This is a genomic window from Kitasatospora sp. NPDC127060 (assembly GCF_042724935.1).
Classification (GTDB): domain Bacteria; phylum Actinomycetota; class Actinomycetes; order Streptomycetales; family Streptomycetaceae; genus Kitasatospora.
The window spans coordinates 52,509-66,960 of sequence record NZ_JBHXEG010000023.1; the positions used below are offsets into that span (position 1 = coordinate 52,509).

Here is a 14,452-nt window from a genome sequence, read left to right on the forward strand (position 1 = left end):
GGGATCAGACGGCCTGGGGCGGCGTGGGGGCGAGGACGGCGAGGACGCGCAGGAGCGGGCGGCCGGTGGTCAGCAGCGAGTCGGCGATCCCGGCGAGCCGCTGCTTGGTGCGCTCGCCCGCCAGGGTCGGCTGCTCCCAGGCGCCGAGCCGGAGCCGGTACTGCTCGATCGGTTCGCGCAGCGGCTCGTCCCAGGCCTCCCGGTGGTGCTCCAGGAACGCCTCCGCACGCTCCAGCGCGGCGGGGATGCCGTCCTGCAACCGGTCGACGGGCCAGTGCTTCAGCGGGTTGGCCATGGTGGGCCCGACGCCGGAGCGGCGGAGTATCGCCACCATGTCGTCCTCGACGGTGCCGTCCCGGGTGACCGCCATCCACTTGACCACCGTGGGCCGGCCGAGGGCGTTGGAGTAGACGCCCTGGATCAGGTACGTCGGCTCGGCGACGTCCGCGGTGACGACCAGCGCCTCCTGGCGTCCGAGTCGCACGAGCACCTTGTCGGTGAGCCATTCCACCACCGGGTGGAGGTCGGTGAGCAGCGAGATCTCCGGCCAGCTGGAGGTGGAGGACTCGCGGGCCCGCTGGAGGGAGTGCTCGGCGAGGCGTCGGTTGAGGGTGACCAACAGCCTTTCCCGCAGCCGCTGTTCGCGGACGTAGTCGAGGGGCAGGGCCTTGAGCCGGTGCACGAGGTCGGCCGGCGGGCGGAAGGAGATCAGGCCGGAGGTCTCGTCGCGGTCCATCTCCAGCGTGCTCTGGGCGTCCGGGTAGACCTCGCGCAGCGCCTCGTCCAGGAACTCCCGGGTGGAGGCGAACAGGCGGGGCACGTCGGCGCGCGGTACGGAGGTGTCCTCGCCGGTGGGCTCCTCGCCGACGGTGCCGAAGAAGTCGGCGAGGAAGTCGTCCATGCCGTCGGCGCCGTCGACTCCGTCGGCCTGCGGGTGGTGCGCCTCCAGGGACTCGTCGACCGTGCGGCCGCGCAGCAGGTCCTGGATGAGCGACTTCTCCTCGGCCTCCGCGCGGTAGAGGCCGGTGACCGCCTCCGCCGTGCCGAGCTTCTGGTGGGCCTCGCGTTCGCGGTCGAGCAGGCGCTCGGCCACGAGCGTGTCGTCCTTGGCGCCTTCGACCTCGCTGGTCAGGATGAGCGCCCGGAACTCCGGGGCGGAGGCCTGGCCGTAGCGGTCGATGCGGCCGTTGCGCTGCTCGATGCGGATCAGCGACCAGGGCACGTCGTAGTGCACCAGTTGGCTGCACTGGCGGTGGAGGTTGACGCCTTCCGACGCGACGTCGCCGGTGAGGAGTACGCGCACCGGGGTGTCGGCGAGGCCGAAGTCCTCGACGCACTGCATCTGCTGCTCGTCGCTGAGGCCGCCGTGCATGAGACGGACGGCGGCCTGGGCGGCCCGGCCCTTGAAGCCGAGTGCGGCGGGCAGGACGGAGTGCAGCCATTCCAGGGTCTGCACGCGCTCGGAGAAGACGACGACGCGGGTGTCGGAGCCCGGCCCCACGCCGATCGCCCGCAGCTCGGCGACGAGCGCGTTGAACTTCGCCGAGTCCGTGTCGGACATCGCGCCGGCGAGGTCGCGCAGCCGGAGCAGGGCCTCCCGCTCCGCGGCCACCGCGGACTGGATCTCCTTCTTCTCCAGCGTCCTGATCCGCGTCTCGACGGTGGCCTTCAGCGCGGCCGGCGAGGACAGGAACGACTTGAGCAGGGTGTAGGGGAAGAGGGGCACATCGCTGACCGACTTCCGGCCGTCGGACGGCAGCCAGACCTCGGCCAGTTCCTCGAAGACCTTCTCCTCGGCCGGGGTCGCCGCGCAGCGGACCGACCGGGAGGGGCCACGGTCCGCCCACTGCCCCTTCATCTGCTCGCGCACCTCCTGGCTGATCTTGGTGCGGCGGATGAAGAGGTGCTCGATGTCCTCGGCCCGGTAGTTCTCCGGGTCGCGGATGGCCGCCGGGTCGAGCAGGCCGATGAGCTCGGCGAAGGACTTCGCGTCGCCGTTGTGCGGGGTGGCGGAGGCGAGGATCAGGGCGTCCGTGCGCGGGGCAAGGATCTGGGCGAGCTGGTTGCGCAGCGAGCCGCGGTTGATCAGGTTGTGCGATTCGTCGATGACGACCGCGTCCCAGCTGATCCGCTCCAGGTGGTGCTTGTACTGATCGGTGTTCTTCAGCGTGTCGATCGAGACGATCACGCGCTTGAAGTAGGTGAAGGGGTTGCGGCCCGCCGGGATCTCGCGCTGGATCCGTTCGATGCCCACCGAGTCCAGCCGGATCAGCGGGATCGCGAAGCGCGTCCACAGCTCGTGCTGGAACTGCTCCAGGACGTGCTGCGGGGTGACGACCAGGATGCGGTCCCCGCGGCCGCGTCGGATCAGCTCGGCGAGCGTGAGCCCGATCTCCAGGGTCTTGCCGAGGCCCACCACGTCGGCGATCAGCATCCGGGGCCGCAGGTTGCGTCCGGACAGCGCGAGTTGGGCCGGGCGCTGCTGGTAGGGGAGGGGGTCCAGGAGGAAGGAGTCGGCCAGCGCGAGGCCGCGCTCCGACTGGGGCAGGGCGGTCCGTCGCAGCACGGCCTCCAGGAAGAGGCGGGAGCGGCGGAAGTTGGGCGAGTCGTCGGCGATCAGTTTCGTCTGCCGGGGGTCGACCAGCTCGATCTCGTCCAGGGCGCTGAAGAAGACCGCCTCCTGGTCGCGGACGAAGTCGGAGACCCCGACCACCTCGACCCGGGCGCCGTCGTGCTCGGTGAGCGAGCTGTTCCGCACGAGCCACACTTCGTCCCGCACGAAGACCTGCGCGCCCGCCGGATACGGGTCCTCCACGGTCCCGGTCGGTTCGGCGCTGCTCAGCTCGGGGGTCACCCGCTGCCTCCTGTGTTCATCGTGCTGTGCGGTGGTAGCTGCCGTCCGCTGGGGACAGCGCACCAGGTGAAGAGCTTACGGCGGGTGCGAGGAGAGGATCGGGCCCGGTCAGAACGAGGCCTTGGCCGCGTAGACCTCGCGCAGCTGCTGGGCCGTGCGGCGGGCCTGGAGGGATCGCCGGGGCGCGCGGGGCGCCGATGCCGAGGTCGGGACGGGCATTGGTCCAGGCCTGTCGGCGGGCGCGGCAGTTACCGCGGGGGTGTCCTTGAGCGTCGACGTGTAGCTGGGGCTTTCGTTCAGCGCGGGACCTGGTGGCGGGACGACGATCGGTGCGGGAGGGGGCGGGGCCTGCACCGGGGGCGTGCCGACCGGGACCTGTGGGAGGAGCTGCACGGTCGGAGCCGTCGACTCGGGGTCGGGAGCCGGCTTCGCCGTGGTCAGGGCTGTCAGCTGTCGGCGGGCCTGGGCGACCTTGAGTCCGTGGGCCTCGATGACGGCGCGGAACTCCTTGACCACGGACGGCAGGGACGGCCGGTTCTTGGCCTCGTGGGCCAGCATCGAGGTCAGGATCGGTGACAGCTCGGTCGGGACGCCGGTCAGGTCCGGGGACGTTTCCGGATCGGTGACCTTGTGGAAGAGCACATTGACGTTGGCCGCCTGGTAGGGGTATCGGCCGGTCAGCGCGAAGAGGAGGACCGCGCCCAGCGCGTATGCGTCGACCGCTTCCGTGAGCGGCTTCACGCCGTTGGCTTGCTCCGGCGCCATGCACATGGGTGTGCCGACGACCGTGTTCGGGGCGGTGAGGGAGGGGCTCGACTCGGCGAACACTGCGAGGCCGAAATCGATGATCTTGGGGCCGTTGGGTCCCAGTAGGACGTTCGCAGGCTTGAGGTCCCGGTGCAGCAGCCCTTGTTTGTGCACCAGAGTGAGGGCCTCGGCGAGGGTCGCGCCGAGCGAGGCCACCAGGACGGCCGGGAGCGGGCCGTACGCGTCCACGTGCCTGCGGAGATCGGCGCCCTCCACATACTCCGTCGCCAGCCATGGTGGTTCTGCCTCGGGATCCGCGTCGAGGAAGGCCGCGACCCGGTTTCCCCACACGGTCTTGAGGACCTCGATTTCCTGGGCGAAGCGCAGCCGAGTCTCCGAATCGACCAGGGACGGCTTGATCACCTTGACCGCGGCCTGCTCCCCGCCAGGGGACTCGCCGAGGTACACCTGGCCCATGCCCCCCTGACCGATCCGGGCAAGGAGTTCGAAGCCGCCGATCTCAGGCGGGTCCTCGGGACTCAGGGGACTAGTCGTGTGCACGCCTATCCTCGTCATGGTGCTGATCGGAGACATACTGTGGCCACCGTAGTAGACGCCGTCCGGTCAGGCGGGTGGATCGGGAGACGCGGTCCGTAGGTTGGCGGCGAGGGTTTGCTGACCACGTCTGCTGGCTGGGATCCGTGCAGACGCGCCGACGGCAGGTCGTAGGTACCGGGCGATCGCGGCTATTTCGGCCAGGAGTTCCGCAGGTGGCTGTTCCAGATCCAGGGCGTGCTGGTGGATCGTCACTCCTGCGTGGCGAACCCGGTGCGAGGCACGTTGCGCGCTGCCCTTCGCGTACACGAGATGGCCCTCGGTGAGTCCCAGCGTGGTGCAGTAGGCGAGCATCTGATAGAGGTCGGCGTCCGGATAGCCGGCAGGTCTTTCAGCCTTGTACTTGGCGTCGGCGACGCCACGGGGCGTTCCGTCGTGGCCGTAGTGGACAAAGTCGGGTCTGATCCGGATGGCGCCGAGATCATCGAGGTGATGGTGTGGCTGGAGACGGCAGTAACCGTCGCTGTCGCGCAGTGCTTCCCGCAGGGCGACCGTCGTGAAGTCCTCGAACAGCTTGTTCATGTCGAACAGGAAGCCGCTGGTACGGACATCGCCCGTGCGGTGCTCCACCGATCCGCCTCTCAGGATGGCAGTGGCGAGGCGCAGTGCCGGTTGGTAGTGGGCATTGAGCCGTGTCGGTTTCCAATCGGGCAAGGTCCGGCCGGGCACCAGACGGGTCGCATCCGTCAACCGTGCCTGCTGATGCAGCAGTCGACGGCGCACGGCTGGGGCGACCCCTGGCAGCCGCAGCACGCGCTCGGTGGCGGTGCGGAGCAAGCGATTCTCGGCCGTGTCGACGGTGAACTCGTCGTACGTGATCTCCAGCGGGAGCATCGTGCCGTGGTGGCGGCGGATCTGGTCGCCCTCGCGGATGCGGCCCCGCACGACCAGGCTGCTCTCGTCCGTGGCGCGGTAACCCTTGAGCGGGCCTGTGCGAAGGGCGACGTGGAGGAGGCGTTCGAACGCGTGGGCAACGGCAGGCAGCAGTTCCTCCTGCTCGGCCAGCTCCACCAGGTCGTCCTGCCAGCCCTTGGGGTCGAGGGTGTAGCCGAGCAGGAAGAAGAGCCGCGTGATCCTCAGCTTGGGGGTGATGCGCAGGAGTGTCGGTGCGCTGCCCGGCACGGACAGCGTCACCGCGCCGACCTTGCTGCTGGCTTTCAGCAGCCAATGGCCGGGATGATCGGGATCGGGTGTCGCCGTGATGATCCGGGAGACAGCCAACGCCCGGCCGGTGGCGGTGTCGATGGGGAGGGATACCGGGCGGGCGTGTTCGACGAGTTCGATGGTGGTCATTCGGTGGGGGTGCCCAGGCGGTGACGTAGCGCCGCGCGGAGGGCTTCGAGGCCGTAGCGGGCCTCGACGTCCACGCCCTCGCCGTAGTGGTGTTCCTCCAGCAGGGGAAGGATCTTGGTGCGCCAGGTGCGTTCCAGGCCACCCTCTCGATAGACGCCCTTCTTCATCAGGTACGAGGGACCGATTTGGAAGTCCGGATCGTCGACCCGTGCGTTGAGGGCGTCCAGGAGCTCGGCCGGCTCATCGTCCTTGTCCGCCGTCCTGAGCCATCGCCGCAGCAGCCCGCGGGTGGGTTCGACCCGGGGCGACAGTTCGACGAAGGCGAAGCGCCGGCGCATGGCGGCGTCCACCAGGGCGATAGATCGGTCGGAAGTGTTCATGGTGCCGATCACGAACAGGTTGGGCGGCAACGCGAAGTCGTCACCGGAGTAGGTCAGACGCGCAGTTCTGAACCGGTACTCCAGGAGGAAGTACAGCTCGCCGAAGACCTTGGCGAGGTTGGCTCGGTTCATCTCGTCGATGACGAGGAAGTACGGCACGTGCTGGTTGCCCTCGCGGGAGGCGAGGTCGGCCAGCTCGCGCAACGGGCCGGGCGTCAGACGGAACGCGACCTCCCGGGAGTCAGGGTCCTCCTGAGGACGGAAGCCCTCGAAGAAGTCCTCGTAGGTGTAACTGGGGTGGAACTGGACGAGCTTGACTCGTTCCGGGCCGCCGCTCAGGAATTCGGCGAGCTCCAGGGCGAGGTGGGTCTTCCCCGTGCCGGGAGGGCCGTACAGGACCAGCTGCTGCTCGTCGCAGAGGAGGTCACGGAGCTCCTGGAGCCACGCCAGGTCGTGCACGTGCAACTTGTCCGCGAGACCTTGATCGGGCTGGGGGAGCTCAGCCTCGCGGCGCGCCGTGATGGTGGGCGATCCGGTGCCAGGGCCACCACCGGTCGCCTCGGCTTCGTCGGCGAGCTCCTGATCGGTCAGGCCCAGGCCGGCGATCAGGGCATTGACTGCCGTCAGGTCGACGATGTCGTGCGGTGAGGAGAACCTCTGCCGGAGCTCCTCGGGAAGTTCGTCGTACGGGAACCCGCCGGGCTGCCACTCGACGGGACGGCGGAGGTTGGAACGCCCGTCCTCGGAGACCACCTGCTCGGCCGAGCCGGTGACCTTCGCGCGATAGAGCTGCCCGTCGGAGACCGTGCAGATCGTGTCACCCGGCTTCATCCGGGAGAGGAAGGCATGGCAGTCCTCGACGATCTGGTCGCGGTGCACGTACGTCGCCGTGGAGCCGTAGTCCTCGTCCACGAAGGAGCGGAGCCGGTCCTTGCTCATGCCCTGTTCGGCTCTTGGCCGCAGGTGGGTAGCAGGCAGACTGACGAGCGATTCCGGAAACCATAGGCGCTGCACGAGATCCATCCCGGCAACGTCGGAGCCGCGCACCAGCCAGGCCCGGTTGGAACCCCACCACACCTGTTCCATGAAGTCGGACAAGGGGCGGCCGTCAGCGGTCTTCCACACTTCCCAGCCGTTGACGCTGCTGCCGGTCAGGATGGAGCCGGCGGCGGACGGAGAAGTGCACTCGACGTCCGCGAAGACTTCCAGCCAGCCGGGCCACTGATCGGACGGTCGGATCGTCCCGTCCTCGATCAGCTGTTGTCGGAGCCGGTAGGGCGCTGTTGTTCCCAGGGCGAATGACGGCACGACCTCGGAGCGCACCGGGGACCCCGCCCTGATCACGAACTTCTGGACCCCGCTGACCTTTTCGGCCAGTAGACGGCCGTACGCGACCGGGCCGCCGTTCGGCAGACGCAGTTGGAACGCCGGATAGTTCTCGGACATGCTGCTTCCCGCCCCCTGATGAACTCGTGTCGCCGAGGATCGTATCCGTACGGTGTGACAGCGGTGGTCGATGTGCCGGTCGGGCGGGGGTGCTGGTTGGCAGACTGAACGAGGCTGGTTCATGATCGCTCTCGGAGGAGCGCGTGCGCTGGGAAAGGGGAGGGCAATGGTGTCCGGACAGCCGACAGGTGTTGCGCACGGGGCGGAGTGGTCGTTCGCGGCGTTGATGCCGAGGAGGGAGTTCGTCCGGGCCGTGGGACGGTTCGACGGCGATGCCACTGCCATGCTGCGGCAGTCGGTGCAGGCGGCGGGAAGGGCGTTCGACGAACTCGGTGTCTGCGATGAAGTGCTCGATAGGGCCGCGACGGAGGGGATGGCGGTCACCGAGGAGCTGGGCCGCTGTCTGGTCGCCGAGAACGAACACGAGGTTCCGAGGCTGATCGACAGGTTGCAGGAACTCGCAGACCGGGTCCGGCGGTCCGAGGGGACCCGGGCGGTGGTCAGCCGGATCCTGGGCCAGGCTGAGCAACCGGAACCGTCGGTCCGGGCGGTGCCGCATCTGGCTGAGGAGCAGCTTCCACGGGTGCCCACGCTCTACGACGAGGAGGACGGGGAGCACTACGGCGATCTCGAGAGGATGCTGAAAGTCAGGGCCGAGAGGCTTCCGGAGCGGGCGCATGCCGAGCGGGTGGAGCAGGTTGCCCGGCACCTGACGGCGGTGGCCGCCCAGATGGCGGAACAGGGTTTCGTGGACCGGGCGTTCACAGCCGCCGCTCTGAAGGAAGCCCGCTCTGCCTGCGACTTGTGGTCGCGTTGCCTCGCCGAACGGCGCCGCGACCTCCAATAGCTGTTGCGCCTCGGGTCGTGGTCCGCATTCGCTGGAGGAACGCGGTCGGCCGATAGCGGCCGAAGCCTCCGGTGTATCAGTGAGGCCGTCCCAGTTGTCCAGCGCTGACTATTTGCCGACCGCGGATGGTCCACTAGGTCGCTGACCTGGGGAGACATATGAAACGCGTGGTATGTGGTGGAACCTCATCGGCCGCTCGAACGACGGGATCGCGCAAGCCGGTTCGGACTGGATGAGCACCGACTGCTTCGGTGAGGTCTACGGCTATGCCGGCGCCCAGGTGCCTGCCCCGGAACTCCCCGCCGTCCCCCTGAAGGCCCGCGGGTGTGAGCGTTGACCTAGGCAAAAGCGCTCTCCAGGGGGGCTGGCGCCTCGGGCGGGCCGCGACGCCGGGCGAGAGCCTGGGCTTCCTGCTCTGTCGTGTCACGGGACCAGCCAGGTGCTGCGCACCCTGGAGGGCAAGGGGCTGCCCGGCCGGGAGTCGTTCGACTTCCGGGCCTCACTCGGCTTCATCGGCGCCTTCCCCGCGATGGCCGGTCAGCACGGGACTGCGCGGGCGGCGCTCACCCTGCCCGGCCGGGAGGCTGGAAAGACCGCGGCGGTCGGCCTGTGGACGAGATAGAGGTCCGGCGGCTGGCCGACCGGTACGGGCCGTGGCGGGACTGCTGGGGGCACTGCCTGCGGATCGGTGGCTGACGGGGGTCGACCGGTGCGTCCGGTCGGCGGGCGGAAGGGGTATCACCCGGTGGTCCCGCCGATGCGGCGTTCGGGCGGACCTGCCCGGAACGGCTGCCGATGGAAGGGGTCGCGGCGGGGCGCGGGTTTAGCCTGGCCCGCATGTACAACGACGGTCTGGTGACGTGCACCGCGCGTGAGCTCGTGATTCGCCGGTACTACTTCCCGCTGGCGTCCGCCAAGCGCATTCCGTACTCGCGGATCCGCGGGCTGCAGCAGGTGCCGCTGACCCGGCTCGGCGGGCGCTGGCGGATCTGGGGCTCCGGGGACTTCGTGCACTACTTCAACCTCGACCTGGGGCGGGTGGACAAGAGCGTGGCCTTCGTCCTCGACCTCGGCGGGCGGGTCAAGCCGGTGATCACCCCCGACGAGCCGGAGCGGCTGGTGGCGGCGATGGCCGCGCACCGGATCGAGGTGACCCGGGGTTAGCCCAGGGCGGCGCGGGGCGGGCGGGGCCAGTCGGGGTGGTGCTGGTCGATGACGTAGTGGTGGCCGTGCTGCCAGGCGCCGTCGGCGGCGGGGCGGGCGCCGGTGAGGTGGGGGTGGCCGGCGGGCAGGTCGGTGTGGAGGTGGGGGAGGGCGTCCGGGTCCCGGGCGGGCCACAGGGTGGTGGCGGCCAGTGCGGCGGCGAGGGCGACCGTGCCCAGGACGAGGGCGGTGACCGGGAGGCCGGCGCCGGCGGCGAGCCAGCCGGCCAGCGGGTAGGTGAGCAGCCAGCAGCCGTGCGAGAGGGAGAACTGGGCGGCGAAGGCGGCGGGCAGGTCCGGGTCGGCGGCGGAGCGGCGGACGACCCGGCCGGCGGGCGTCAGCACGGCCGAGCTGCCGGCGCCGATCAGGGCCCAGGCGGCCAGCAGGGCGTACCAGCTGGCCGGGCCGGCCGGTGCGGCGGTGATCGCGGTGGCGGCGGCCAGGACGCAGGGCAGGGCGTAGGCGGCGGGCAGCATCACGGACCGGTCGCCGACCCGGGCCAGCAGCCGGGGGATCAGCAGTGCGGCGAGCATCGAGCCGACGCCGTACGCGCCGAGGGCCAGCGAGACGGCTCCGGCGGGGCGGTGGAAGTGGTCGCGGACCACGTTGACGGTGTCGACGAAGACGATCGCGCCGGCCGCCGCCACCGCGAGGTCGAGCGCGAGCAGCGCCCGGAGTCGCGGGGTGGCCCGGAACAGCCGGGTGCCGAAGGTGGCCTTGCGGTAGATCCCGCCGGTGCGCCCGGCCGGACCGGGTGCGGGCGATGGCGAGGGCGCGGGCTTGGGCAGGACGGCGGAGAGGACCAGGGCGGCGGAGCCGAGGAAGCCCGCCGTCGTCCCGATGAACAGCCAGTCGTAGGTGACCACGGACAGCAGCAGTGCGGCGAGTGCCGGGCTGAACAGTGATTCGAGGTCGTAGGCCAGCCGGGACATCGACAGCGCCCGGGTGTAGTCGCGCTCGGCGGGCAGTACGTCCGGGATGGTGGCCTGGAAGGTCGGAGTGAAGGCGGCGGAGGCGGCCTGGAGCAGGAAGATCAGGACGTAGACCTGCCACACCCGGTCGACGAACGGCAGGGTGAGGGCGACGGTGGCCCGGGTGAGGTCCATCGCGACCATCAGGGTGCGGCGGGGGATCCGCCCGGCGAGTGCTCCGGCGAGCGGTGCGACGGTCACGTAGGCGACCATCTTGATCGCCAGTGCGGTGCCGAGCACCGCCGAGGCGTCGGCGCCGGCGATCGAGTACGCCAGCAGCGAGAGCGCCACGGTGGCCAGGCCGGTGCCGACCAGGGCGACGACCTGGGCGGTGAACAGGTGGCGGTAGGTGCGGTTGCGCAGCACGGTCGGCATGGCCCGTCCCGGGGCGGTGAAGGGGGGTGATGGGGGTGACGGACCCATGATAGGCAATGTGTGCGTACCCGTGCACCTGTTTGCGGAGAACCGGCCCGAGGCCGGTCGGGCGCCGGGCTCAGTCGTGCGGCGGCAGGTGGCCGATCTGGTGGTCGGCGACGTTCAGTGCCTCGTCCACCAGGCGGCGCAGGTGCCCGTGCCGCAGTGAGTAGACCACCCGCCGGCCGTCCTTGCGGGTGGCGACCAGTCCGGCCAGTCGCAGCTTGGCCAGGTGCTGGCTGACCGAGGGCCGGGCGGCGCCGGTCGCCTCGGTCAGCGTGGTCACGTCCGCCTCGCCCCGGCCGAGGCGTTCCAGCAGTGCCAGTCGGGTGCGGTCGGCGAGCAGCGAGAGCACGGACGCGGCGACGTCCAGCCGCGCCTCGGCCCGCTGCTGCGAGCGGTGTGCATCTGCCATCGGGGTGCTGGAGCTCATGGCGCCATCGTAGGGCGGGTGCGCAGGTGCGTTCATGAGGACGGGTCGGGTGGCGGCGCCCGCGGTGGGGTCAGCGGGTCGGCTGCTCGACCGACTGCTCGGCGTCGGCGGGCGCCGGGGCGGGTTCGAGGTCGCCCAGTCGCGGGATCGCGAACAGCGCGGCCAGGATCAGCGCGCCCGCCATGACGACCGGGACGCGGATGCCGGTGGTGGAGCCGATCAGGCCGCTGAGGGACGCGCCGACCAGCATTCCGATCCGCATCAGCATCAGGTAGCAGCTGTTGACCCGGCCGAGCAGTTCCTTCGGCACGGTCTGCTGGCGCAGCGAGATCGCCTGGACGTTCCAGATGACCACCCCGAAGTTGCCGACGGCGAACAGCGGTGCCACCACGAACACCGAGGGGCTCAGGCCCATCAGCAGCAGCGCCGAGCCCATCAGCACGAAGGAGAGGGTGATCCGGGCCCGCCGGCCCAGCCGCTCGCTGATCCGGCCGGCCAGCATGCTGGCCGCCGTGCCGCCGGCCACGCCGGTGGCCAGGACGGCGCCGTACGCCCAGGTGGGCTCGTCCAGGGTCCGGGTGACCAGCAGGGCCATCATGGTGATGCCGAGCGAGGAGGCGCCGGCCGCCAGGGCGGAGAGCGAGGCGACCAGGCGCAGTTGCTTGTGCTGGTACAGCCAGCGGACGCCCTCGCGGACCTCGGTCATCACCCGGCGCTCGGACTTCGCCCGGGGGGCGCCGGAGCGGCCGGTCGCGGCGACCAGGGCGGCGGCGAGCGCGAAGGACAGGCCGTCCACCGTGAACGGGTAGCCGGCGGCGACGGCGAACAGGGTGGTGCCGACCAGCGGGCCGATCATCCGGCCGACCAGCAGGCCGCCCTGGAGCCGGCCGTTGGCGACGTCCAGTCGGTCGGAGCGGACCACGTCCGGGATGGCGGAGGTGGCGGCGTTGACGAACACCGTCTCGCCGCAGCCGAGGATGAAGGCCAGGGCGGCGAGCAGGGCCAGCGGCGGGGTGGTGGAGAAGACCCAGGCGGCGAAGCCCAGCACGATGGCGGCCCGGCCGAGGTCGATCGTCCACATCAGTCGGCGGCGGTCGAAGCGGTCGGCGATGACGCCGCCGAACAGGGCCATCAGCAGCCAGGGCATTGATCCGGCCACCGCGACGACGGACACCGAGGACGGGGTGTCCGAGATGGCCAGGGCGAGGAGCGGCAGCGACGAGTCCCGCATGCCGTCGCCGACTGCTGAGATCGACGATGCCGACCACAGCATGGCGAATTTCCGGCCCAGTTGGGGCCTGCTGCGGTGCGCGGATGTCGTGGGGCTGGCTGAGGTCACCGACGCAGTATGGCATGACCGCTACAGATTTAGTCGACCCTTCACAGAGCATTCCCAGCCGGAAGTCTCAGAGTCCGGAAACCCCCTTGACGAGGGTGGTCAGACCGCCCGCGAGGGCCAGTCCCAGCACCACCGTGCGGGCCCGCCGCTCCGGTACCCGGGCGGCCAGCAGCCGGCCGACCACCGCCCCGCCCGCCACCGCCGCGATCACCAAACCCCAGGCGGGTGCGGTCAGTTCGGGCAGTCCCTTGGCCGCCAGCGAGACGGCGTTCACCACCACACCGTACAGCTGGGCGTTCGGCACGAACTCCCGGGCCGTCCAGCCGGAGTTCACCGCGTACAGCGAGACCGCCGGACCGCCCACCCCGGCCGCCGAGTTCATCAGCCCGCTGGTCGCCCCCGCCACCACCGCCCCGCCGACCCCGCGCAGCGCCGGGGCCCGCACCCCCCGGATCACCAGCAGAGCCGCCGCGCTGGTCAGCAGCCCGATGCCGACCAGGAGTTCCGGGGTCGGGACGGACGCCGCCACCCACGACCCGGCCGGGACGGCGCAGGCGGCGGCGGCCAGCAGCGGCAGCATCGCCCCCGGCCGGACCTGCCGCCAACTCCCGGCCAGGCCGATGGCGCTGATCGCCAGCGAGGCGCAGTTCGCCAGCGTCACCCCGCCGTTCGGGCCGAGCAGCAGCACCAGGACCGGCGCCGCGACCAGGGCGAAGCCGATGCCGGCCAGCCGTTGGACGGACGCGCCGAGCAGTACCACCAGGCCCAGCAGCAGTTCACCGGCCCAGCCGCTCATCAGTGCTGGACGCCGGCGGAGAGCGAGAAGTCGGCGAAGTACGCCTGCTGGGTGCTCGCCGGGCCCCAGCCGGTGTCGTGGCCGCCGTAGAAGGTGGAGAACAGCACCCCGCCGAAGGGGATCGAGCCGATGCCGGAGGCGGTGCCGGTGGCGGCGTGCACCTGGCGGCCGTCGTACCAGACGGTGATGTCGCCGGTGCGGCGGTTCACCAGCTGCTCGACGGTGTGCCAGCGGTCGTCCGCCTGGAAGTGCCAGTCGCCCAGGCCCTCGTCCACGCCGTAACCGGTGGGGCCGGAGTTGCTCGGGGTGTACAGGTAGACCTCGCCGTTGTCGGGGCTGCCCTTGGCGGTGCGCCACATGTAGCGGGTGGACCAGCCGGCGCCGTGGTTGCCGCCGGACTCCTGGCCGATCGTCCCGCCGTACAGGCCCGGCAGCTTGCCGGCCTTGCCCCAGTCGCGGCCGGCGGGGAACCGGACGGAGTACCTGAGGTCCAGGGTGGGGCCCTGGGCGAGGGCGGACAGACCGAGGGCGTTGAGGTCGGTGTAGAACTGGCCGCCGCCGGGGTTGGGGCAGTCGGTGCAGGTGTTGGCGGAGGAGCCCGCGCCGTACGTCACCCGCAGCGCCGGGCCGCCGCCGGGGGCGGCCGGGTCGTCGGTGGCGCCGAAGTCGGCGGCGCCCCAGGCGCCCTGGACGGCCACGCCCCAGGTGTGCTGCCACTGCGGGGTGCCGTAGCCGCGGAATCCGGCGCTCCAGGCGACGGCTCCACTCGGTGCTGCGGCGGGCGATGCGGCGGTGGTGGCGGCGGATGTGGAGCTGGTGGCCGTCCGGTCGCGGGCCCGGGCGGGGGCGGCCGAGCAGCCGGCGGTGGCGAGCAGGGCCAGCGCGGCCAGGGCGGCGGTGCGCGCGGGGCGGTTCATCCGGGCTCCTCGGTCGGCGGTCGATCCGTACCGATCATGCCGCACGGCCGAGTTGTGCTTGGGCAAAGGAACGGGCAAGGACTGGGCGCGGGCGGTGGCCAGTGGCGGGGCCGACGGGAGGAGTCGCGGACTGGGCCGTGTGGCGAAAGTAGTTGCACAAGCGCTATATGTGGCAAGGGCAATATTTCCTGCCCAGG

The 14,452-nt window shown here is 70.9% G+C and carries 12 protein-coding genes; 3 read left to right on the top strand and 9 right to left on the bottom strand.

Going from position 1 to position 14,452, the window contains the following annotated elements; all coding sequences use genetic code 11:
• Nucleotides 1-4: 4 nt before the first annotated feature.
• The 4 genes from ACFWIS_RS15565 to ACFWIS_RS15580 all read right to left on the bottom strand — a co-directional run bounded on the left by ACFWIS_RS15565 (nt 5) and on the right by ACFWIS_RS15580 (nt 7,335).
• Entirely contained in the window at nt 5-2,854 is a 2,850-nt protein-coding gene (locus ACFWIS_RS15565) for a helicase-related protein (protein WP_380454677.1), read from the bottom strand.
• Nucleotides 2,855-2,962: 108 nt separating this feature from the next.
• Nucleotides 2,963-4,195, bottom strand: coding sequence for a serine/threonine-protein kinase (locus ACFWIS_RS15570; protein ID WP_380523874.1), 1,233 nt, complete (start codon nt 4,193-4,195; stop codon nt 2,963-2,965).
• A 30-nt stretch (nt 4,196-4,225) separates the two neighbouring features.
• Entirely contained in the window at nt 4,226-5,509 is a 1,284-nt protein-coding gene (locus ACFWIS_RS15575; RefSeq protein ID WP_380454682.1) for an McrC family protein, read from the bottom strand.
• Nucleotides 5,506-7,335: a DUF4357 domain-containing protein gene (locus ACFWIS_RS15580; RefSeq protein WP_380454685.1), complete on the bottom strand. Its 1,830-nt coding sequence runs from the start codon at nt 7,333-7,335 to the stop codon at nt 5,506-5,508. The genes ACFWIS_RS15575 and ACFWIS_RS15580 overlap by 4 nt, the downstream gene beginning before the upstream one ends.
• A 121-nt stretch (nt 7,336-7,456) precedes the next feature.
• Between ACFWIS_RS15580 and ACFWIS_RS15585 the strand changes: the two genes are divergently transcribed.
• The 3 genes from ACFWIS_RS15585 (at nt 7,457) to ACFWIS_RS15595 (ending at nt 9,346) form a co-directional block, all read left to right on the top strand.
• A complete protein-coding gene (locus ACFWIS_RS15585; protein WP_380454687.1) occupies nt 7,457-8,182 on the top strand; it encodes a hypothetical protein in 726 nt (241 codons plus the stop codon).
• Nucleotides 8,183-8,621: 439 nt separating this feature from the next.
• Nucleotides 8,622-8,804 carry a hypothetical protein gene (locus ACFWIS_RS15590; protein WP_380454689.1) on the top strand — a complete coding sequence of 61 codons (183 nt, stop codon included), beginning with the start codon at nt 8,622-8,624 and terminating at the stop codon, nt 8,802-8,804.
• A 215-nt stretch (nt 8,805-9,019) separates the two neighbouring features.
• Nucleotides 9,020-9,346 (top strand): hypothetical protein, encoded by a 327-nt coding sequence (locus ACFWIS_RS15595; protein ID WP_380454691.1) that lies wholly within the window; start codon nt 9,020-9,022, stop codon nt 9,344-9,346.
• Here the strand turns inward: ACFWIS_RS15595 and ACFWIS_RS15600 are convergent.
• The 5 genes from ACFWIS_RS15600 to ACFWIS_RS15620 form a co-directional block, all read right to left on the bottom strand.
• The gene (locus ACFWIS_RS15600) at nt 9,343-10,731 is read right to left on the bottom strand and encodes an MFS transporter (RefSeq protein ID WP_380454694.1); all 1,389 of its coding nucleotides are present in this window, start codon (nt 10,729-10,731) and stop codon (nt 9,343-9,345) included. The genes ACFWIS_RS15595 and ACFWIS_RS15600 overlap by 4 nt on opposite strands.
• Before the next feature lie 118 nt (nt 10,732-10,849).
• Nucleotides 10,850-11,185 (bottom strand): metalloregulator ArsR/SmtB family transcription factor, encoded by a 336-nt coding sequence (locus ACFWIS_RS15605; protein ID WP_223243165.1) that lies wholly within the window; start codon nt 11,183-11,185, stop codon nt 10,850-10,852.
• Nucleotides 11,186-11,273: 88 nt separating this feature from the next.
• Complete coding sequence (locus tag ACFWIS_RS15610) at nt 11,274-12,542, bottom strand: MFS transporter (protein WP_380454696.1); 1,269 nt, start codon at nt 12,540-12,542, stop codon at nt 11,274-11,276.
• A gap of 67 nt (nt 12,543-12,609) precedes the next feature.
• Nucleotides 12,610-13,338 carry a TSUP family transporter gene (locus ACFWIS_RS15615; RefSeq protein WP_380454698.1) on the bottom strand — a complete coding sequence of 243 codons (729 nt, stop codon included), beginning with the start codon at nt 13,336-13,338 and terminating at the stop codon, nt 12,610-12,612.
• The gene (locus ACFWIS_RS15620) at nt 13,338-14,255 is read right to left on the bottom strand and encodes a polysaccharide lyase (protein WP_380454701.1); all 918 of its coding nucleotides are present in this window, start codon (nt 14,253-14,255) and stop codon (nt 13,338-13,340) included. Before ACFWIS_RS15620 ends, ACFWIS_RS15615 begins: the two co-directional genes overlap by 1 nt.
• Nucleotides 14,256-14,452 lie beyond the last annotated feature (197 nt).

What these genes read in the sequence shown, in the direction of transcription:
- ACFWIS_RS15570 (WP_380523874.1), bottom strand. Translation starts at nt 4,195, where the DNA reads ATGTCTCCGATCAGCACCATGACGAGGATAGGCGTGCACACGACTAGT.
- ACFWIS_RS15575 (WP_380454682.1), bottom strand. Translation starts at nt 5,509, where the DNA reads ATGACCACCATCGAACTCGTCGAACACGCCCGCCCGGTATCCCTCCCC.
- ACFWIS_RS15580 (WP_380454685.1), bottom strand. Translation starts at nt 7,335, where the DNA reads ATGTCCGAGAACTATCCGGCGTTCCAACTGCGTCTGCCGAACGGCGGC.
- ACFWIS_RS15585 (WP_380454687.1), top strand. Translation starts at nt 7,457, where the DNA reads ATGATCGCTCTCGGAGGAGCGCGTGCGCTGGGAAAGGGGAGGGCAATG.
- ACFWIS_RS15595 (WP_380454691.1), top strand. Translation starts at nt 9,020, where the DNA reads ATGTACAACGACGGTCTGGTGACGTGCACCGCGCGTGAGCTCGTGATT.
- ACFWIS_RS15600 (WP_380454694.1), bottom strand. Translation starts at nt 10,731, where the DNA reads ATGCCGACCGTGCTGCGCAACCGCACCTACCGCCACCTGTTCACCGCC.
- ACFWIS_RS15605 (WP_223243165.1), bottom strand. Translation starts at nt 11,185, where the DNA reads ATGGCAGATGCACACCGCTCGCAGCAGCGGGCCGAGGCGCGGCTGGAC.
- ACFWIS_RS15615 (WP_380454698.1), bottom strand. Translation starts at nt 13,338, where the DNA reads ATGAGCGGCTGGGCCGGTGAACTGCTGCTGGGCCTGGTGGTACTGCTC.
- ACFWIS_RS15620 (WP_380454701.1), bottom strand. Translation starts at nt 14,255, where the DNA reads ATGAACCGCCCCGCGCGCACCGCCGCCCTGGCCGCGCTGGCCCTGCTC.